17 protein-coding genes are annotated in these 20,826 nt (G+C 38.1%); 15 read left to right on the top strand and 2 right to left on the bottom strand.

Going from position 1 to position 20,826, the window contains the following annotated elements:
* Window positions 1-13: 13 nt before the first annotated feature.
* Window positions 14-2,116: a thioredoxin domain-containing protein gene (locus JM81_RS04860; protein WP_144801022.1), complete on the bottom strand. Its 2,103-nt coding sequence runs from the start codon at window positions 2,114-2,116 to the stop codon at window positions 14-16.
* Between the two features lie 228 nt (window positions 2,117-2,344).
* Here JM81_RS04860 and JM81_RS04855 point away from each other — a divergent pair, with 228 nt between their 5' ends.
* The 15 genes from JM81_RS04855 (at window position 2,345) to cls (ending at window position 20,172) form a co-directional block, all read left to right on the top strand.
* Window positions 2,345-3,205, top strand: coding sequence for an AraC family transcriptional regulator (locus JM81_RS04855; RefSeq protein ID WP_144801020.1), 861 nt, complete (start codon window positions 2,345-2,347; stop codon window positions 3,203-3,205).
* 105 nt (window positions 3,206-3,310) lie between these two features.
* The gene (locus tag JM81_RS04850) at window positions 3,311-4,642 is read left to right on the top strand and encodes an L-fuconate dehydratase (RefSeq protein WP_144801018.1); all 1,332 of its coding nucleotides are present in this window, start codon (window positions 3,311-3,313) and stop codon (window positions 4,640-4,642) included.
* A complete protein-coding gene (locus JM81_RS04845) occupies window positions 4,632-5,405 on the top strand; it encodes an SDR family NAD(P)-dependent oxidoreductase (protein WP_089259916.1) in 774 nt (257 codons plus the stop codon). The genes JM81_RS04850 and JM81_RS04845 overlap by 11 nt, the downstream gene beginning before the upstream one ends.
* Before the next feature lie 41 nt (window positions 5,406-5,446).
* Window positions 5,447-6,304 (top strand): fumarylacetoacetate hydrolase family protein, encoded by an 858-nt coding sequence (locus JM81_RS04840; RefSeq protein ID WP_144801016.1) that lies wholly within the window; start codon window positions 5,447-5,449, stop codon window positions 6,302-6,304.
* Entirely contained in the window at window positions 6,304-7,134 is an 831-nt protein-coding gene (locus tag JM81_RS04835) for an amidohydrolase family protein (protein WP_144801014.1), read from the top strand. The genes JM81_RS04840 and JM81_RS04835 overlap by 1 nt, the downstream gene beginning before the upstream one ends.
* A 48-nt stretch (window positions 7,135-7,182) precedes the next feature.
* Window positions 7,183-7,965 carry an SDR family oxidoreductase gene (locus JM81_RS04830; protein WP_144801012.1) on the top strand — a complete coding sequence of 261 codons (783 nt, stop codon included), beginning with the start codon at window positions 7,183-7,185 and terminating at the stop codon, window positions 7,963-7,965.
* A 6-nt stretch (window positions 7,966-7,971) separates the two neighbouring features.
* Window positions 7,972-9,315: an L-fucose:H+ symporter permease gene (fucP, locus tag JM81_RS04825; RefSeq protein ID WP_144801010.1), complete on the top strand. Its 1,344-nt coding sequence runs from the start codon at window positions 7,972-7,974 to the stop codon at window positions 9,313-9,315.
* Window positions 9,302-9,637, top strand: coding sequence for an L-rhamnose mutarotase (locus tag JM81_RS04820; protein WP_144801008.1), 336 nt, complete (start codon window positions 9,302-9,304; stop codon window positions 9,635-9,637). Before fucP ends, JM81_RS04820 begins: the two co-directional genes overlap by 14 nt.
* Window positions 9,638-9,896: 259 nt before the next feature.
* The gene (locus JM81_RS04815; RefSeq protein WP_144801006.1) at window positions 9,897-12,044 is read left to right on the top strand and encodes a VIT and vWA domain-containing protein; all 2,148 of its coding nucleotides are present in this window, start codon (window positions 9,897-9,899) and stop codon (window positions 12,042-12,044) included.
* 236 nt (window positions 12,045-12,280) lie between these two features.
* Window positions 12,281-12,844, top strand: coding sequence for a hypothetical protein (locus JM81_RS04810; protein ID WP_144801004.1), 564 nt, complete (start codon window positions 12,281-12,283; stop codon window positions 12,842-12,844).
* 18 nt (window positions 12,845-12,862) lie between these two features.
* On the top strand, window positions 12,863-13,753 hold the full coding sequence (locus JM81_RS04805; RefSeq protein WP_144801002.1) for an SH3 domain-containing protein: 891 nt from the start codon (window positions 12,863-12,865) through the stop codon (window positions 13,751-13,753).
* A 9-nt stretch (window positions 13,754-13,762) separates the two neighbouring features.
* The gene (locus JM81_RS04800; RefSeq protein ID WP_144801000.1) at window positions 13,763-14,791 is read left to right on the top strand and encodes a hypothetical protein; all 1,029 of its coding nucleotides are present in this window, start codon (window positions 13,763-13,765) and stop codon (window positions 14,789-14,791) included.
* Between the two features lie 41 nt (window positions 14,792-14,832).
* Window positions 14,833-17,865 (top strand): two-component regulator propeller domain-containing protein, encoded by a 3,033-nt coding sequence (locus JM81_RS04795; protein ID WP_144800998.1) that lies wholly within the window; start codon window positions 14,833-14,835, stop codon window positions 17,863-17,865.
* 6 nt (window positions 17,866-17,871) lie between these two features.
* Window positions 17,872-18,621 (top strand): LytR/AlgR family response regulator transcription factor, encoded by a 750-nt coding sequence (locus JM81_RS04790; protein ID WP_144800997.1) that lies wholly within the window; start codon window positions 17,872-17,874, stop codon window positions 18,619-18,621.
* A 144-nt stretch (window positions 18,622-18,765) separates the two neighbouring features.
* Window positions 18,766-20,172 carry a cardiolipin synthase gene (cls, locus tag JM81_RS04785; protein ID WP_144800995.1) on the top strand — a complete coding sequence of 469 codons (1,407 nt, stop codon included), beginning with the start codon at window positions 18,766-18,768 and terminating at the stop codon, window positions 20,170-20,172.
* On the opposite strand, the gene JM81_RS04780 is transcribed toward cls, so the two are convergent.
* Complete coding sequence (locus JM81_RS04780; RefSeq protein ID WP_144800993.1) at window positions 20,173-20,811, bottom strand: hypothetical protein; 639 nt, start codon at window positions 20,809-20,811, stop codon at window positions 20,173-20,175.
* Window positions 20,812-20,826: the final 15 nt, after the last annotated feature.

The following is a 20,826-nucleotide window of genomic DNA, read 5'->3' as shown; positions in this document are numbered from 1 at the left end:
GCATCATTTTTGGCTAATGCATTTGTTGCAATGCTTCCTCTACAGTAGATACCGGAAGTTGGCACGTACTGTTCTGACAGACATAGATATATGTTTCGTTCTCAATGAACCTGCCTTCGAACAACGGAAGTTCGCTTTTGTTCCGGGTGCCAATGACCAAGGTGTTGGGCGTGTAGTTTGCAGTTAAGTTCCGCATCATTGTGTTAACATTGTTGCCAACAATTGCAACTTCATAGTAGGGGTGCGTTTTTTTTAAAAGTAAAGAACCCCAAACACTGTAACTTTCTAAATGCGTAAGTAGTTGGGGCTGCATAGCCTTTAACATTCGGTCGCTCTGCTCCATAAAATCGGTATTGTACAACAAATGGCCCAATTTCAATAAATTAAGCGCCATAATTGAATTTGGGGAAGGAATGACCCCGTCATCGGTTTTAATGATTTTTGCAATATGTTTGGTATGGTCGGTATACCTGTAAAATGAACTTTCCTCATCTAAAAACAATGAATTTGTTTGTGTTGTTAATTTTTGGGCAAAATAAAGGTCCTTTTCATCAAGACTAACGGAATAGAGATTGAGGGCGGCATGTATTACGAATGCATAATCCTCTATGAAACCATTGGTGTTAAGGTTATTGTTTACCATAGAGTGACTAAGTGTACCCGTATACATTTTGGTTTTAACGAAATCCATGGTTTTTTGAGCTTCTACAAGATATTTTTTTGTGCCGAACGCACGGTATGCATCTACATATCCGGTAATCATTAAAGCGTTCCAAGAAGTAATTATTTTTCTATCTATACGTGGTGCATTGCGCAAATCTCTTTGGACCTTTAGTGTATTGATCCATTGGTTGCGCAATTTTGTGAAATCTGCCAGACTTAATCCATGTTCCTTGGCAAACTCATGGTCGTTTTTGGAAAGATGTAAAATATAATTTCCGCCTTCGATCTCATTTTTTTTATCAATATTGAAATAGGTGGCGAAAAGGTCATAATTTTTGGTGATGACCTTCTTAAGTTCTTGTTCGCTCCAAATATAGAATGCACCCTCCTTACCGTTACTATCTGCATCAATGGTGGCAAAAAATCCTCCATCCTGATTTTTCATTTTAGACTCAAGAAAAGAAAGGGTTCTTATAGCTGCATTTTTATAGGATTCTTTTTTGAATACACTATAGGCTTTTGAGAATATGCTTACTAGTTGGGCGTTATCGTAAAGCATTTTTTCAAAATGGGGAACCTTCCAATATGGGTCCGTACTGTACCTATAAAACCCACCTTCTATATGGTCATGAATACCGCCAAGCAATATATTGTCTAAGGTGGTTGTTACATGTTCAAGGGTAATGTCATCTTTAAAAAGCAATCCATAATCTAGTAGGAAAGTCAAATTTTCTGGAAGCATAAATTTTTCGGGACCTTTGGTACCGCCCCAAATGGTGTCCCAAGAATTTTTCCATTTAATGATTGACTCGTTTAATTGAACACTAGATGCAAAATCCGCGGAATCCTCAGGAGACATAAAATTAAGAGAAGAAATACCATCTGTAATGGTGTCACCAAACTCATATAGTTTTTCAGGGTTCTGGGTAAACAATTCGGTAATTTTATGAAGTATGCTCATCCATTGATCCTTGGTATGGTAGGTGCCGCCATATAGCGGTTTTCCATTGGGTAATAATATAACGTTCAAGGGCCAACCTCCTTGTCCTTTTATCAATTGCACGGCTGTCATGTATAATTGATCAATATCCGGGCGTTCTTCCCGATCAACTTTTATGTTGATAAAATTGGCGTTCATTAATTTTGCTACTTCCTCATCTTCAAAAGTTTCCTTGGCCATAACATGGCACCAATGGCAAGAGGAATACCCCACGCTCACAATTATTAATTTGTTCAATTCTTCTGCTTCCTTTAAGATAGTTTCGTCCCAAGGTTGCCAATTGACCGGGTTATGTGCATGCTCAAGTAAATAGCTGCTGGTTTCATGAATCAATCCGTTGGTGAAAGGGTGTTTTTTCTCAGTTCCATGATTTTGGCCCCATGCTGCCAAACTTAAAAATAGCATGGTAACGGCAAATAGATAGGTTTTTTTATAAGACTGGAAATAGCCCATATAATGAAGATTGAATATTAAAGTAAAAATACCGTATTTATTCTAGAAACAAATGCGGTTTGCCATGACCTGTCAAGAATTTTAGATTTGGCCTCTATAGAATTATTAAGCCATAAGTAAGGTGCTAAAATTAAGAAAACCATTATTCTTTGTGTTAAAACCAAAATCATCACCAATACTATTTATACAATTCGTAAATTCATGTTCTTTTAAATTTCAATTGCATACGTGAAATTACATCTACTTAACAGAACTAGTGAATTAAATAGGTCCTTGACCATAAATCGTGAGGTCAAAAGTAATTTTTTAAGGGTCTGGCATTATCATCCAGAAATAGAATTGGTCCATGTGGTCAAAAGTTCGGGTACGCGTTTTATTGGCGATAATATAGAACGTTTTACAGGGGGCGATTTGGTATTGATCGGAAAGAATATTCCCCATATGTGGTTAAATGACGACGCATATTTTGAAGAGGAAAGTGGGCTAAGTGCAGAGGCCATATCCGTGCATTTTTTAAAAAATTTTCTAGGCGATGATTTTTTGGAAGTACCGGAAATGAACAAAATTTCCCAGCTTTTGGACCGGGCGGAATTAGGAATTAAATTTATAGATGTTGAAGACGGAATTATTCATAAAATAAAGGAATTAAATGAATTGAGACCAATTGATCAAATCATTAGATTACTGGATATTCTTGCATTACTTGCCGATCATGAACATTATGAACTGCTTTCAAGTCTGGGTTATTTAGACTCTTTTCGTAGAACAGAGAACAAAAGATTGGACCAGATCTATGAGTTCATCTATGAAAACTTTAATTCCCAAATAAGTGCTTGTGACGTAGCGGACAAAATAGGGATGAACAAATCTGCTTTCAGCAGGTATTTTAAAAAGGTGCACAGAAAATCGTTTACCAAATACTTAAACGAAATGCGTATAGGATATGCTTGTAAATTAATGTTGAATGATGAAGAGAGCATTACTGGCATTGCATTTTTATCGGGCTTTAACAATATTTCAAATTTCAACAGACAGTTTAAGATTATAAAAGGAATTACTCCTACCGAATTTATTTCAAAGTATAAGTAGTAGAATAACAAAAACCGTGATGCAAAAAAAGTATAGGTTTTGGTCGTTAATTCATTTGTTGTGGGGTTCAAATCAATATAACTTTCAATCTTTAATGTATGGTTAATGAACAATGAAATTATAATAGAGGATGTTTTGGTAAAGGACATCCGGTTCCCCACTAGTAAAGCACTTGATGGGTCAGATGCAATGAATCCGGACCCCGATTATTCTGCGGCGTATGTCATTCTAAAAACAAATATCCCCAATTTGGAAGGCCATGGACTAACGTTCACCATTGGTAGGGGCAACGAGATTTGTACCAAGGCTATAGAAGCCCTTTCTTATTTGGTCAAAGATAAATCCTTGCACACGTTTACCCAGGATATGGGCACCTTTTATAAGATGATTACGGGAGACAGCCAGCTACGTTGGCTAGGTCCTGAGAAAGGTGTAATACATTTGGCAACGGCAGCAATGGTAAATGCGGTGTGGGATCTATATGCTAAATCCGAGAACAAACCGTTATGGAGATTAATTGCGGAAATGACTCCGAAGGAATTGATAAAATGTATAGATTTTACGTACATAACGGATGCCATTACGCCAGATGAGGCCTTGGAATTGCTTACCGCCAAGGAATCCACAAAAAATGAGCGTATGGCATATCTTGTGGAAAATGGTTATCCTGCATATACTACTTCTGCCGGATGGTTAGGGTATTCTGATGATAAGATGCGTAATTTATGTAAACAAGCCAAGCATCAGGGCTTTAAGCATATGAAAATGAAAGTAGGTTCTGACCTAAATGATGATATGCGCAGGGCGGGTATCATACGGGAGGAAATTGGTGACGATTTACAGCTAATGATGGATGCCAATCAAAAGTGGGACGTGGATGAGGCCATTGAAAATATGGAGCACTTAAAGAAATTTAATCCGTATTGGATAGAAGAGCCTACCAGTCCAGATGATATTCTTGGTCATGCAAAAATAGCAAATGCCATAGCCCCGATCAAGGTGGCCACGGGTGAACATTGTCAAAATCGGGTTATATTTAAACAATTAATGCAGGCCGGGGCAATGGATATTTGTCAGATAGATAGTTGTAGGGTTGGCGGTGTTAATGAAATACTGTCCATATTGTTAATGGCGGCCAAATTTGGGATACCGGTCTGTCCCCATGCGGGAGGCGTTGGTCTTTGTGAATATGTACAGCATTTATCCATGATAGATTTTATAGCCTTTAGCGGCACCATGAACGATAGGATTATAGAATATGTGGATCATTTGCACGAACATTTTGTAAATCCGGTCATTATTAAGAATGGGGCCTATATGGCACCGGAAAACCCCGGTTATAGTATTACTATGAAAAAGGCATCTATTGATACGTACAGTTTTCCCGAAGGGGAGTATTGGGTGTCCGAAATGAATAATAAGTTATATGAAATTTAGTTTAGCACATAAAACGGCCATCGTTACAGGGGGTGGAAGTGGAATTGGAAAGGCAATTTCAAAAACCTTGGCGGCACAAGGAGCCCATGTTATGATTCTGGAAATGAACGTTGCAAATGCGGAACAGACCCAGCGCGAAATTTTGGAAGAAGGTGGAAAATCCTCTGTTTATCAATGTAATGTGGCCAACCAAGAAAATGTAGGGCAAGTTGTAGGTTCAATTGCGAAAGAACATACCATAGATATATTAATTAATAATGCAGGTATTGCTCATGTAGGTAATGTGGAGCAGACCAGTGAAACGGAATTTGACAGAATTTATAATGTAAATGTAAAGGGTGTGTACAATTGCCTGTATAGCGTAGTGCCCCACATGAAGGAAAAAGGAGGTGTAATCATCAATATGGCTTCCGTGGCATCATCCGTTGCGGTGGCAGATCGGTTTGCCTATTCCATGTCAAAAGGAGCGGTATTGACCATGACCTATTCCATAGCAAAAGACTATGTACAATATGGCATTCGCTGTAATTGTATTTCGCCGGCAAGGGTACATACGCCTTTTGTAGATGGATTCATTAAGGATAACTATCCAGGGGAGGAAAAGGAAATGTTTGCTAAATTGTCCAAAACACAACCTATTGGGCGTATGGGACTTCCAGAAGAAGTAGCTAATTTAGCTTTATACCTGTGCGCGGACGAAGCCTCTTTCGTAACGGGTACCGATTTCCCAATAGACGGCGGATTCATAAAATTGAATGGTTGATGCTTTAGAAGGGAATTAATAAAATTTGAAAATTAGTACATATGAAATTGATTAGATTTGGAGAGGTAGGTTCTGAAAAACCGGGTATACAATTATCAAATGGCGACCGGATAGATGTTTCTTCATTTGGAGAGGACTACAATGAAGCATTTTTTGGAAGCAATGGGGTAGAGAGGCTGGCCAAATGGCTAGAGGAAAATACGGATACGTGTAATAGAATTGACGGTGCGGTACGTTTGGGATCTCCGATCTGTAGACCTTCAAAAATAGTATGCGTAGGGTTGAACTACGCCAAACATGCAGCCGAAAGCGGTATGGCAATACCTAAAGAACCTGTGTTGTTCTTTAAGGCTACTTCCTCGATCATAGGACCCTATGATACGGTAATCCTTCCTAAAAACAGTACTAAATCCGACTGGGAGGTAGAACTGGCGATAGTTATTGGTAAAAAAGCTTCCTATGTATCGGAAACGGAGGCCATGGATCATATTGCAGGTTATGTTTTGCACAATGATATCAGTGAACGAGCCTTTCAATTGGATCGTGAAGGCCAATGGGTAAAGGGTAAAAGTTGCGATACGTTTGCACCATTAGGACCTTATTTGGTTACACAGGAAGAAATAGAAAATCCTAATGATTTAAACCTTTGGTTAAAATTAAACGGTAAAATGATGCAGAACAGTTCAACATCGGACTTTGTATTCAATGTGCAGGAAGTCGTTAGCTATATCAGCCAGTTTATGACCTTGTTGCCCGGTGATGTTATTTCTACAGGAACACCCTTTGGTGTTGGACTGGGATTAAACCCACCTCTTTACCTTAAAAACGGAGATGTTATGGAATTGGGTATTGATGGGTTAGGAGTTTCAAAGCAAAAGGTAATGGATTATAAGGGGTAATGGTCATAGACAGTCATCAACATTTTTGGATTTATCATCCAGAACATCATGAGTGGATTTCTGATGATATGTCCATTATTCAAACCGATTTTTTACCGCATGACCTGGAGCCCATATTAAAAGAAAATGGTGTAGACGGTTGTATTGCGGTACAAACGGCACAAACTGAGGAAGAAACAGAATTTTTGTTGCATTTGGCCAACCAGTATGATTGTATTAAAGGGGTCGTAGGTTGGGTAGACCTTCGTAATGAGCAGGTAGCCGAACGCTTAAGTAAATATAAGGAAGACCCTTATTTTAAAGGAGTTCGTTGGATATTACAAGCAGAGAACGATAGTTTCTTTTATGATACCGCGTTCAGGAAAGGTTTGGCAGAACTGGCCAAGTTTAATTTAACGTATGATCTATTGGTCTACCACAACCAATTGCCCCATGTTTTAGATTTGGTACATAGTTTTCCCGATAACAAATTTGTGTTGGATCATATTGGAAAACCTGCAATTAAGGAAGAAGGGTTGGTCAACTGGTCTAATGACATAAAAAAATTAGCTGCGTTCCCTAATGTTTATGTGAAATTGTCCGGTATGGTTACAGAGGCAGATTGGACCAATTGGACAGAAGAGGAGATAATACCATTTATCGATGTTGTATTTAATGTATTTGGGGCGGAGAGAATCATGTTTGGGTCAGACTGGCCCGTATGTCTTTTGGCTTCCGATTACCGTAAGGTCAAAGCATTGGTAGATAATTATTTGAAAAAGTTAAGTGATAAGGAAAGGGCATTGGTTTTAGGTGGTACGGCCTGCGGATTTTATTCAATAGGTAGTTAAATCCAAAAATTCTTATACCTTAGGCTAGTTATTAATTTCTAATAGTAAATGGATTTATACTTAAAGGATAAGGTGATTTTAGTTACCGGTGGTTCCGCCGGTATTGGTAAGGGAATAAGTATGGGTTTAGCTGCCGAAGGAGCAATTCCATTTATCATTGGTAGAAATAAACAGACCGTAGATGCCACCGTTACGGAAATAGAACGCTTAGGGTTTAGAGCAGGTAAGGCCTATGCGGAATTAATGGATGGGCAAGCATGTCAGCAAGCCGTAGATGATGCAATTGCCGAATTTGGTAAAATAGACGGTCTCGTTAACAACGCAGGGGTAAATGATTCCATAGGATTGGAACATGGTACCGTAGAACAGTTTACGAAATCGATCCATAAAAATTTGACACATTATTATCAAATGGCCCAATTGGTTTTGCCACAGCTAAAACAAAACAAGGGATCAATAGTGAATATTGGCTCAAAGACCTCCGTAACGGGGCAGGGCGGTACTTCCGGTTATGCGGCGGCCAATGGAGGACGCAATGCGTTGACCAGGGAATGGGCGGTAGAATTAGTACCTTATTCAATACGTGTAAACGCAGTAATAGTCGCGGAGTGCTATACGCCATTATACGAGCGTTGGATCAAAACATTTGATAATCCAGAAGAAAAATTACGTTCCATTACCGATAAAATTCCTCTTGAAAAACGCATGACAACAGAAAAAGAAATTGCGGATATGGTACTTTTTCTACTATCTTCAAGATCTAGCCATACCACCGGTCAGCTTATTTTTGTGGACGGCGGATATACCCATTTAGATAAACCAGTATTATAACTACCCATGGATCAGCCACAAAAAACACCAATAGTTTCCAAAAAAGTCATTGTTCCTTTTGTGCTGATAACTTCTTTATTTGCGCTGTGGGGTTTTGCCAATGACATCACCAACCCAATGGTCTCTGCATTTAAAAAGGTATTGGAACTGGATAATTTTCAAGCCTCTTTGGTCCAGTTTGCCTTTTATGGCGGGTACTTTACAATGGCACTACCGGCGGCTATTTTTGTAAATAGGTTTTCCTATAAAAAGGGAATTATTCTGGGACTGGCACTCTATGCCTTGGGTGCAATGTTGTTCTATCCCGCGGCGGCCTATGAGGAATTCAACTTTTTTTTGGCGGCATTGTATATATTAACCTTTGGCCTAGCATTTTTGGAGACTACGGCAAACCCTTATATTCTGTCTATGGGGTCAGAGGAAACGGCTACACAGCGTCTAAATTTGGCACAGGCCTTTAATCCCGTTGGAGCACTTTTAGGTTTATTGGTAGCGCAAAAATTTATTTTATCCTCCTTACGGTCAGATGATACATTACCGGATGGTTCTGCCGTATATGCTACTTTATCGGATAGCGCCAAGGCAGTGGTACGTACTGCAGATTTGGCCGTAATTCGCGATCCATACGTTTTTTTGGGTTTGGTTGTTTTAATATTCTTGGTAGTCATTGCGGTCTTAAAAATGCCCCGTCATAAAGAACAGGAAAATAAAGTGGCCGTAGGTAAGTCCATAGGACGGCTTTTCAAATCTAGGAAATTTGTAGGAGGAGTAGTGGCACAAGCCTTTTATGTTGGGGCACAGATCATGTGTTGGACCTATCTTTACCAGTATGCGGAATCATTTGGTATGGACAATGCCACTGCAGTGAATTTTGGAATTGCGGCATTAATATTGTTTTTGGTGGGCAGGGCCACGGGAACATTATTGTTAAAATATATAGATTCTGGCAAACTTTTGCGGTTGTTCGCCATTGGCGCCTGCCTTTGTACTGTAATTACCATATTTGTTCCCGGTATGGTTGGGCTATTTGCATTGGTTATGGTTTCATTTTTTATGTCCATCATGTTTCCTACCATTTATGGCATTGCTTTGGAAGGTCAAGGGGAAGATGCAAAATTTGGAGCGGCATTTTTGGTCATGGCTATTGTGGGCGGGGCATTGATGCCTACATTACAGGGAGTAATTTTAGATATGGGAGGAGTAGGTTATACCGATTTGAAAATTTTAGGCGTACCGGAAGTCAATTTTTCGTTCGTTTTACCCCTTACTTGTTTCCTTGTTGTAGCATTTTATGGTCATTATGTATTTAAATTATCTCTTAAAAAAAATGTAGGTCTTGATAACCATTAGGCACTGTTTTATTTGCGATCTTAAGGATGACCCTAAATTAATTGCGGAGTATAGGGCCTATCACAATGAGGTATGGCCAGAGATTATACAGAGCATTAAAAATGCGGGAATAGTGGATATGGAAATATATCTTCATGCCAATAGACTTTACATGATCATGGAGGTGGGCAAAGATTATGATGCGGAGACGAAAGCAAAAAATGATGCGGAAAATCCCAAAGTACAAGAATGGGAAAAATTAATGTGGCAATATCAACAAGCTATTCCAAGTGCTAAACCCGGACAAAAATGGGTGCCCATGGAACGAATTTTTAAGTTATAATCAGTTATATCTTTTAAGTGCAGTTGATAATGCGCATTTCCAATACTAGCAAAGATATTTTTTAAGGTATACTTTTTTTAAAGGACTAATTTAACTTTCCTTGTCTTTTAACGGATATCACTTATGACCATATATACCATCTTAAAGGAAAGATTAATTACGAATTCTAGATAATACCCAACGAATACTAAAACCCATCCTTTTTAGCGATTGTTCACTGTTAGATTTGAATAAGAAATATTAATCTAATACAACGATCATGAAACTATTTTACACTTTTTTACTGTGCGCAATCTGCAATGCAGGTTTTTCCCAAGTTACTGACAGTCCGTATTTATTGGTCTCTACCGAGAACGCCATTATACCTTTAAAATCTTCCATTACAGAAGCAAATATAGCGGGTACCATTGCCCATGTGCGCGTTACACAAGTGTATCAAAACAAAGGAGCCGAACCTATAGAAGCCAAGTATGTGTTTCCGCTATCTACAAAGGCGGCGGTTCATAAAATGCATATGATAGTTGATGACCGACGTGTAGTTGCCAAAATATTTGAAAAGCAAGAAGCTAAAAAAGTTTACGATACCGCCATTGAAGAAGGTAAGCGTGCTGCAAAGTTAGAGCAACATAGACCCAATGTGTTTCAAATGAATGTGGGCAATATTATGCCTGGCGATGAAATTACGATCGACATTTATTATACCGAAATGTTGGTGCCTGTAAATGGCGAATATCAGTTTGTAGCACCTGCCGTAGTGGGTCCACGATTTACTGGGGAAAGTGCTGAAACAGAAGGTAGTTTTGCAATGCCATACACAGCAAAAGGTATTGCAGATAGTTTTGATTTCGATATTTCGGTTAGGCTAAACGCAGGTATGATCATTCAACATGTCAATAGTGCATCACACGAAATTATAGTGGAATATCCTGATGCGAAAACAGCTGAGATTGTACTATCCCAAGAAAATAAAAATCCGTCGAACCGAGATTTTATCTTAAAATACAATTTAAGGGGCAATCAAATACAAACCGGATTATTGTTGTACGAAGGCGAAGAAGAAAACTTCTTTTCTTTTCAAATGGAACCTAATAAGAATGTGGTGTTAGACGATATTCCGTCACGTGAATATTTGTTTATCGTTGATGTATCGGGTTCTATGAACGGGTATCCTTTAGAAGTATCGCGAACCTTAATGCGCAATCTTTTATGTGGATTACGAATGACGGATACGTTCAATGTTCAGCTATTTGCATCAAGTTCAACTATGTTTAGCGCTGTGCCTGTAGAAATCAACGAGCAGAATATAGAGGCGGCAATTCGGTTTTTATCGGAAGGTCAAGGTGGTGGAGGCACACAATTGTTAAGTGCGCTACAAACAGCATATAAACTGCCTAGAAAAGATATGAGCGTAGCAAGATCTATGGTGGTCATTACCGATGGCTATGTAAGCGTTGAAAAAGAAGCCTTTGAACTTATACGTAACAATCTAGACCAAGCCAGTGTCTTCACCTTTGGTATCGGTTCTAGTGTAAATAGGTATTTAGTTGAAGGTATGGCAAAGGTTTCTAACAGCGAATCGTTCATTGCCACCACGTCTGAAGAAGCTGCCGAAGTGGCTAAAGACTTTGCAAATTATATAGCAACTCCATTATTGACACGAGTAAAGATTGAATCGAAAGGATTTGATATGTACGACCTTGCCCAAAAGAGCATACCAGATGTATTTGCAGCAAGACCGGTAGTTGTTCACGGCAAATATAAGGGTAAGGCAGAAGGGAAAATAATCGTCACCGGATATCAAGGCAAAAAACGTTTTAGACAAGTGTATAATGTAACTGATGGACATTTAAGCAAGCGGAACAAAGCCTTGGGTTATTTGTGGGCTAGAAAGCGAATAGGGGAATTGGATGATTACAAGAAGCTATTTAATGAAGATGTGAAAGCTGAGGTGGTGGCACTAGGACTCAAATATAATTTGCTGACGAATTACACCTCTTTTGTAGCGGTCGATGAAGCCATAGTCAATAAAGATGGTACATTGAGGAAAGTAAAACAGCCGTTGCCAATGCCAGATAACGTAAACAATTCCGCCGTAGGAGCAGAAGCGGAGGTCAAAGAAACCAGCAAATTCAAACGCACGTTCAACATAATTTTTGAAGATGAGATAGCAAAGAATGAAAAAAGACAGTTAACGATGGAATTTAAAGTGATGTATGCCAAATTAGTTTCGGAATACTTAAAAAAGTATGAAAGTCTGCGTATAAAATTCAATGCTCAAGGCAAGGTTATACGAGTAGAAAAATTTGAGAATGGTAGCTGGACAGTTGATGAAAGTATGCTGTTGGAATTTGATAAAATAAGTTTAAAATCCGTTAAAAAAGAAATCACATTAACATTGAAAAAATAGGTAGTTAGTTTTGGTTAGTTGGTTCTCCAAAAGGAGAAGAAAACCTGTAAGATGTGTGTCATTTTACAGGTTTTTCTTTTGCAATAAATTGAAGAATAAACATGTGGAAACCTGAATAAATACGGTCTGTTCAACGAATTCTAGATGAACAGCTACGAATACTAGAACAGCCTAATAAAAGCCTTGTCTCCGTAGTAATTTAGTAGTGTAGAAAGAAAACAACTAAAATAATTATCATGAGAAAATTCATCTTTTTAGCGTTCGTATTTTGTGTTTGTGCCACTAATGCACAAGAGTTTAAACTAACCGATATCTACGATGTTGCCAACCAAAGAACCGTTGGTCAAGAGGAAGAAGATACCTGGGCGGTAGATATCATTGTAACCAACGATCCAGAGAAGTCTATTGCCACTTTAAATATTGCAGATTTTGGTCTGTTAGATGAAATAAGAATCTCGGTTTTAGAAGAACCGGCATTAGAAGGTATCACCGAAATATTAAAAATTACCCTGGAATATAATACATGTTGTGCAAGTACGGAAGAACAGTATTATTTGGTAACTGCAGATTATGATGTTATAGCGCTGCCTAGTATTAAAAATGAATACGGTTATGATCCAATTTCGGATATACACTACATTTTTCCCAATCAACCCTTTGGGAAGGAAGGAACCATACTACGCGCTGTGGTGCAATACACGGAAACCCATACGATTAAAGATATCTCAGTTTTAAGAAGTATTGCTTGGAACGATGATGACTTTGGTCAGGAAGAAGCCTTAACGGCAATTAATTATTAACCCTTAAATTTTAGAAAAATGAGAAATGTAAAGAAAAGTGCCCTGTTCCTAAGCTTGTTTGCTATGGTAAACTTATTTGCCCAAACAGAACAAGTAGAATTTGAAATTATGGACCAAGAAATTCCTGTGGAAGAATTAAATTATGAATACCTGCTTGCACACAAGGTTTTTCTTCGGGAAAAGCCATCGGTGCGAAGTAAAAAAGTAGGTTTGTTGGATATCGGTACCAAAATGGTATTATGGGAAAAAAGTCTGTACAGCAAAGAAATAGACGGTGTAAACAGTCATTGGTACAGGGTTACCACAGAAAATCAAACCGGATGGGTTTGGGGCGGTATGATAGCTCAAAAATCCTTTGGTAGTATTGCGGACAATCAAGTAAAATTTGTGTACGGTTATGAAAGTAGCACGCAAAACGAAGCAGGTCTTACCAAGGTAAACTATCAACTTCGGGCTTTTAAAAACGGCCAACAGTTAGATAAGATCGTATTCGATAGCCTACATGCAATACCTGTTCATATTGAAAACCATGGTAGTCTTGGTTTGTTCAATGTAGAAGATGTTATTACAGTTGATCTGGCCGATGCGGAATCCGGATATCAAGTAGGGAAGAGCTATGTATTTTGGAACAATGGCAGATTCATAAAAGTGGCAGATTTGGTGGATTATGCCGATAATAATTATTTAAAAACAGAACATTTTGTTTTTCCGTCTGATATGCAAGGGGTAAAAAGTACCATACTATTGAAGACAACGATTACGAAGAACATTAAATCCTTAGATGATGCCCTGGCTCAGGATAATGTTGAATTCATTACCACACCGTATTCATGGAACGGATCTAAGCTGGTGAAAAAGCAAGAAACCCGTGATATAAAAGATAATGCCGTAGTAAGTATAGACTTTTAAGATAAAGCAATGATGTATAAGTGTTTTATTATCGTATTGGTGAGTGTGCTAATGCTTGGTGGCAAGAAGCCGTTTTCGCAGCAGTCGGGAACGGCACTTGCTTTGCCAAACACGAGCATTCAGGAATCTATCGTATTTATAGCTGGTTTTGATGAGAGTGACAATACCTATTATAGCAATGCAAAACAGTATTTTAAAAAACAGGGAATGCCTATTATAGAAGGTTTACATACCATAAATGAGATTATCACTTACATTAACAATGCAGGGGAGAACCAAGTTCAGTTCAAAGAAATTCACATAGTAAGCCATAGTAATGCCTGGTTGGGAATGTCCATGAGAATTATGGAAAATGGTGAACGCATTACCGTAAAGAGTTTAAAACGTGCGGTTAAAGAGTATAACATAGAAACCATTTGCAAAGAATATACGGGCAATACCAAGATTATTTTTCATTCATGTGGATTGGGCGAAAACAAAGCATTGTTAACAGAATTGAAGCATGTTTTTAAGGCAGATCTAGTGAGTGCATCACCCTTTTTTAATGTATTTGGCGGTAAATATTCAGAACATTACCTGGCAAAACCTTACTATGGGTATTACCCAACGGCAGAGTCTAAAGGACCAGCATTTCTATCCCAAGAATTTAGAGAAAACTACCCAGATGTACATATAGATTGGTTAACTGCTTTAACCACTAGACAAGAGTCTTCATTTGGTGAGGCTTATAGTTTTAAATTTAATATTCCGGTAGAATGGAAATTTACTTTTGACAACAGCAACGATATGCCTAAATTGGCAGATAAGGAAGCTATCATGGATTGGGTTTCAGAATCCCCAGAAATGGCGGAGGTATTGTTTGCCTTGCAAATTCCGATAGAAAAATTTCGTTGGAGAAGTGCGGTAAATGGCAATACGCTAGTTATAAAAGGAAAAACTACGGTGCTGTGTGTATTGGCACCTATTTTGCAGTCTAATGGTGCTAATGAGTACCAAAATGTGTCGATTGAAGACCGTTCGCTTTATCAAATATTATAGTAGCAATGGCGTTAGTTAATACGTAAAAGAAATCCGTTTTTTTGAATCTGATTGTAAAATACTTTTTGATTGTTTGCTGTTGTTTTGGTACAATACAATTGTTTGCGCAAAACAGTCAGCTACGGTCATATACCATTGCAGATGGTTTACCGCAATCACAGGTATATGATATTGTACAGGATGATATGGGCTACTTGTGGCTAGGGACTCAAGGTGGCGGACTGGCAAATTTTGACGGAGAAATTTTTGAAGTATGGAATGAGAGTAATGGCTTGCGTTCCAATTATATTGATGCCCTTTACGCCGTTAACGACTCCTTGTTTATTGGAACAAAAAAAGGACTTTCCATAAAAGTAAAAAACAACTTTGTTAATCTAGAGGCTCCGCAAATACTTCAATTTTTTCCAGTTGATGGTCAGTTATTTTTAGCGACTAAAAATGGACTCTATACCTACAGTAAAAATAAGTTGGTAAGCAAGGTTAATTTAAATTCGGAAATTGACAACAGCGAAATAAATTCGGTGTTTTTTGATGGGAATTATTACTGGCTAGCGACCAATAATGCTTTATGGAAATTAAAGGAATTGGGTAACAATGCTACCGAATTTATAAAAGCTGAGAAGAATAATTTCAAGTCGGTCATAGCACATAACAACCAAATCATTGCAGCAACATTTGATGATGGTGTCTTTATAATCGATAAGGCTACAACCGATAATCGCTTTTTAATGCCGGAGCCCTCACGTATAAATTCCATGTCAATTCAAAATAAAGATGAGTTGTGGATAACTACAGATAATGAGGGAGTTACCATTGTGGAGACCAAAACATTTTCAGAAATAAAAAGATTGAATACTGCCAGTGGGTTGGCAACACCACACATAAGAAAGGTCATTAATGATGAAAACGGCAATATTTGGATTGCTACATCAGGTGGCGGATTCTATAAGTATTTTCAGAACAATTTTAAACATTATGATCAGCGAACAGGCTTAAAGGGCAATCGCATTTATGCGGTCCATAACGCTCCGAACGGATTATGGTTTTCCACTTCGGAAAAAGGCTTGACAAAAATTGATTCCGAAGGCATTCATCCACTACCTAACGAGAGTACTTTTTTTGATGTAAAAATCAAGACCATCACTAGTGATGCCAAGGGCAATATTTGGGCAGGGTCGGATAATAGAGGTTTGCTTTTTAGAGAGACCAAAATGGTAGACAGTTTGGTGTTTTCATCGAGCGAAAATTACCTCATACAAATTGATACGGTTTCGGTAGAACGTACCACAAATCATATCATTGATGAAAGCAAAGGATTTCCTTCGGATTGGGTTAGAACCGTAATTGCAGACGATGATTACATATGGGCGGCAACCTATGCAAACGGAATTGTAAAATTCAAGTATTATTCAGAAAAGGATAGTTTGGTCGTTCATAAAACATTTACCAAGCGAGATGGCATAACGGATATGCTCATTACAAGTTTGGTAAAGGACCAAAACGATAGGTTTTGGTATGCTACAAAAAACGGATATCTAGGGTATATTGAGCATAATAAAGTTGCTACGGTCACCACTGACTTGGAACAACAAACCGCAATAGGAACTATTTTGTTTCATGATGATACTATTTTCTTGGGAACTTCAGGTAAGGGAATTTGGTATGCGAACAGCACGAATCCGGTAAATTTTCAGCAGCTGAAAGGTAGTAAGCGCTTATCTTCCAATAATATATATCAGCTTATTTTTGATGATCAAGGTAACCTGTGGGCAGGTTCTGAACGCGGTGTAGATAAAATAGAACTTAACGTAACGAACGAAATTGTAGATATCTATCATTTTGGTAGAAACGACGGATTCTTAGGTATAGAAACCTGCTTAAATGCGGTCGATAAAGATGAGGATGGCAATTTGTGGTTTGGTGCTATTTATGGGTTGACCAAGCATATCCCTAGCGAAAGTAAGAAAACAGCTGCTGCGCCAACCGTATATTTTACGGGAGTAGAAGAGCGGTATAAAACTATCGATTCCTTGATCTTAAAAGATTGGACGAATACGAACAAAATTTTACAATTAACTCCCGATCAAACACAATTGGGTTTTTCCTTTAGAACGGTAGATTTTGACCACCCAAACGAAGTAGCGTATAGAACTCGGTTAGATGATAATGAATGGAGCCCTTGGGTAAAGGAGAACAAGCAGAATTTTGCAGGTTTGGCGTATGGCGCACATACTTTTTCGGTACAATCCAGAAATTACAGATGGCAAGAAAGTGAACCTATAGCATTCCGTTTTTTCATTGATAGTCCGCTATACCAAAAAGACTGGTTTCAATGGTCGGTTTTGGCATTGGCGGTGGTACTATTGTTAAGCTTTGGATGGTGGTATATACGTAAGATAAAGGCAAAAAATAGAGCGGAACAAGAACGCTTGAAAACACAAAACTATTTGTTGACCTTAGAGCAAAAAGCGCTTCAGTTACAAATGAATCCGCATTTCATTTTTAATGTTTTAAATGGTGTAAAGGCAATGGCAGGCACCAAGCCAGAGAAGATGGAGGCTACCATTAATAGTTTTGCCATACTGTTACGAGAAACACTACAAAATTCAAGAAAAGAGCATATAAGTCTAGATCAAGAAATAAAGGCATTAAAACATTATATAGAGGTAGAACAGTTAATGGCGCAGAAGCCTTTTGAATACGAGATAAAAGTTAAAACCACTCCCGATGCCGAAGAGATATTGATACCGCCCATGCTTATTCAGCCATTTGTGGAGAATGCCATAAGACACGGAATATTAAAAGGAGAAAAGGAAGGGAAATTGGAGATAGGCTTTACTACCTCAAAAACCCATTTGCATTGCAGTATTATTGATAACGGACTGGGTATTTTTAAATCGCAGAGCGAAAAGGTAAAAACGGACCATCAATCAATGGCATTGACCGTTACCAAAGAAAGATTGGAATCCATTGTAGGTAAAAATACCTTGCATATCAGTGAAATTAAAAATGAAGACGGTAGCGTTGAAGGAACCAAGATTGCCTTTAAAATACCATTACTAACAGATTATTAAACACCTATGCATACAGCGATAATAGTAGAAGATATGATTGACGCCTTAACCCTTTTAAAAAAGGATATTGAGACGCAACACCCAGAAATTGAAATTATCGCCACGGCGCAGAGTGTAGTGGAAGCTGCCAAAGTACTGCGTAAAAATCAGCCGGACATTCTGTTTTTAGATATTATGTTAGGTGACGGTACAGGCTTTGATATTTTAGAGATTTTTCCAGATTTAAAATCGAAGATCATATTTGTAACCGCGAGTGATGAGTTTGCTATACGTGCCTTTAAATTTGCTGCAATCGATTATGTGTTAAAACCCTATTCCAACGAAGATTTAAGTTTGGCAATTGCAAGGGCAAAGGAGCAGTTACAGCCCAATAAAGAGCGTTTGCAGATTTTAAAGGAGACCATTTCAGCGCCAGAGAAAAAACCTAATAAGATATCGTTACACACACTTGACCAAATTATCATTGTCAGTCTAGACGATATTATCAGGTGTGAATCCGATAGTAACAACACCATTTTCCACCTTCAAGACAAACGCAAGATATTCGTAACAAAGACCCTAAAATACTTTGCCGATTTATTAAGCAGTCACGATTTTGTTCGTGTACACCAAAGTCACTTGGTCAACCTACAATGCATCAGCGCCTATATCAAAACCGATGGCGGTTATCTAATGCTCAAGAATGGAGAAAATGTTCCCGTTTCGGTTAGAAAGAAAACCGAGATTATAGATATTTTGGATAAGATGCATAAATAGAATTGTGATTATGTTTACCACCGTGATCGTGGTGTATGACAAATATCATTGAGCTATTGACCGTACAGGTATATCTTGTAAGTGATACCAATAAATGGGGTAGCCTATGGGTTACTCTAAAGTTAGGTCGTAAATTGTAAGACTATGTGGACGGTAATTTTTATTGGCATTTATATTGTACTGACCATTGTAATCGTGATTTCCATAATCATTCATGGTGCAAGGCCAACCAAAAGTTTAGCATGGCTATTGGCCATATTTGCCATTCCTGTTGGCGGTATTCTATTATATCTACTATTGGGCAGAAATAGAAGAAAGAATAAGTTGATCAGGTTAAAGAAAGACCTTTTCAATAAACTGCCAAAGCCCCAGGATAGCCATATCAATGTATTTGATGGAAAATACGGTAAATTAATGACCCATGGGTATGCTACTTCCCATTTTCCCCCTACACCCCATAATACGTTACAATTATTAAAGGATGGCAGTACCACCTTCAATACAATTTTTAATGCATTGGAAAATGCACAGCAGCACATTCATATTCAGTATTATATTTTTGAGGAGGGTGAATTAGCGGATAGACTCTTGGCCCTATTTGAAAAAAAGATTGCCAATGGGGTGGAAGTTAGAATGATATATGATGGCATAGGGAGTTTTTCGTTAAGTAAAAAATACATTAAACAACTTATTAAAATAGGGGTAGAGGTGTATCCGTTTCTGCCTTTTAAGTTTGGGCGTTATTTTTCGTCGTTAAACTATAGAAACCACCGGAAGATTATTGTGGTTGATAGTAAGATAGCCTTTACCGGAGGTATCAATATATCGGATAAGTACCTAAAGGGTCAAGTTGGTTTGGGCAAATGGCATGATATGCATTTAATGTTGCAAGGACCGTCCGCATTACATTTAAACCAAGTATTCATGACAGATTGGTATTTGGTGAGTGGTAAGGTTCTACAGCCTTTGCAATATTTAGAGCAAGATGAATTTGAACCTTCAAAAAATTTGGTACAGATTGTTGCCGGTGGACCAGATGATGATTTTCCTGTATTGGAACAGACCTATTTTTCAATCATCAATATGGCCAAAAATTATATTTTCATCACTAATCCGTATATAATTCCAGGACAGGCCTTGATACGTGCCTTGCTTACTGCGGCCATTAGTGGGGTAGATGTACGTTTACTGGTTTCTGAAAATATAGATAATACGGTAGTAAGCTGGTCGGTACAGTCTTATTTTGAGCTATTTTTAAAAGCCGGAATTAGAATTTTTCTATTCCCGGACGGTTTTTTGCACAGTAAGATAATGGTAAGCGATGATGCGGTATCCTCCATAGGGACCGCTAATTTGGACGACCGTAGTTTTGAACAGAATTATGAGGTAAATGCACTGGTCTACAATAAAGAGTTCGCTAAGTTGTTAAAACAAGATTTTCTTCAGGATTGCGCCATTGGTAAGGAATTAAATTATACGGAGTATATAGAAAGACCTTGGGGCAAAAAACTTAAGGAAGGTATTGGTAGGGTGTTAAGTCCGCTGTTTTAATCAATTATCTTGTGATAGGAAGACCAAATCCTGCTCTTCCATTGCCGTAATTACCAGTTTAATATAATCTTCAATAGCCTTATCAATATCGTTAGGGTCTGTAATATCAATGATTCCCCTCCATATCATGGACCGTTCCTTACCTTCACAGATACAGTATAAAGTTGTTTCCGCGTGATATACGGTAAATTTTTCATAGTAATTGTCATCCCAATAAATACCTTGGTGTTCCAGATAATCATCATTGAACCGGGCTTGGTGGTCGTCCCATCTTTTTATGGATTTTAAAAACTTTTCACGATCTTCAGAACCGGTAATCTTGGTCAATAAAATGGCATCGAAATCCTTGTCCAAAAGGCTTTGTTCTACATCGTCAAGTTCTTTTTCGGTTTTTCTGGAATCCGTTAGGGATAGGTCAAAGACATCTATACTGCGCATGGCATCAACATTTCTTTTTTTGAACTCCTCTAAAAGTTCGGTCTCAAAATGTGTTCTGGTATCTGAATTTTTGGCCATTCCTACCAAAAGAACCTTATTGGCGTGGAATAAAACAATATCCGGATTTTTCCAGTTTTCCACCAAACTGATGGAAGAGCAGCTCACTAACGTCAAGGATAGGATAATCAGTAATTTTTTCATGGAACTATTTTTATC

The organism is Maribacter sp. MAR_2009_72 (genome assembly GCF_007827235.1).
GTDB lineage: Bacteria > Bacteroidota > Bacteroidia > Flavobacteriales > Flavobacteriaceae > Maribacter > Maribacter sedimenticola.
This window is presented reverse-complemented; position numbering and strand designations above follow the sequence as displayed.

What these genes read in the sequence shown, in the direction of transcription:
- JM81_RS04860 (WP_144801022.1), bottom strand. Translation starts at nt 2,116, where the DNA reads ATGGGCTATTTCCAGTCTTATAAAAAAACCTATCTATTTGCCGTTACC.
- JM81_RS04850 (WP_144801018.1), top strand. Translation starts at nt 3,311, where the DNA reads ATGAACAATGAAATTATAATAGAGGATGTTTTGGTAAAGGACATCCGG.
- JM81_RS04845 (WP_089259916.1), top strand. Translation starts at nt 4,632, where the DNA reads ATGAAATTTAGTTTAGCACATAAAACGGCCATCGTTACAGGGGGTGGA.
- JM81_RS04840 (WP_144801016.1), top strand. Translation starts at nt 5,447, where the DNA reads ATGAAATTGATTAGATTTGGAGAGGTAGGTTCTGAAAAACCGGGTATA.
- JM81_RS04835 (WP_144801014.1), top strand. Translation starts at nt 6,304, where the DNA reads ATGGTCATAGACAGTCATCAACATTTTTGGATTTATCATCCAGAACAT.
- JM81_RS04830 (WP_144801012.1), top strand. Translation starts at nt 7,183, where the DNA reads ATGGATTTATACTTAAAGGATAAGGTGATTTTAGTTACCGGTGGTTCC.
- fucP (WP_144801010.1), top strand. Translation starts at nt 7,972, where the DNA reads ATGGATCAGCCACAAAAAACACCAATAGTTTCCAAAAAAGTCATTGTT.
- JM81_RS04815 (WP_144801006.1), top strand. Translation starts at nt 9,897, where the DNA reads ATGAAACTATTTTACACTTTTTTACTGTGCGCAATCTGCAATGCAGGT.
- JM81_RS04810 (WP_144801004.1), top strand. Translation starts at nt 12,281, where the DNA reads ATGAGAAAATTCATCTTTTTAGCGTTCGTATTTTGTGTTTGTGCCACT.
- JM81_RS04805 (WP_144801002.1), top strand. Translation starts at nt 12,863, where the DNA reads ATGAGAAATGTAAAGAAAAGTGCCCTGTTCCTAAGCTTGTTTGCTATG.
- JM81_RS04800 (WP_144801000.1), top strand. Translation starts at nt 13,763, where the DNA reads ATGATGTATAAGTGTTTTATTATCGTATTGGTGAGTGTGCTAATGCTT.
- JM81_RS04790 (WP_144800997.1), top strand. Translation starts at nt 17,872, where the DNA reads ATGCATACAGCGATAATAGTAGAAGATATGATTGACGCCTTAACCCTT.
- cls (WP_144800995.1), top strand. Translation starts at nt 18,766, where the DNA reads ATGTGGACGGTAATTTTTATTGGCATTTATATTGTACTGACCATTGTA.
- JM81_RS04780 (WP_144800993.1), bottom strand. Translation starts at nt 20,811, where the DNA reads ATGAAAAAATTACTGATTATCCTATCCTTGACGTTAGTGAGCTGCTCT.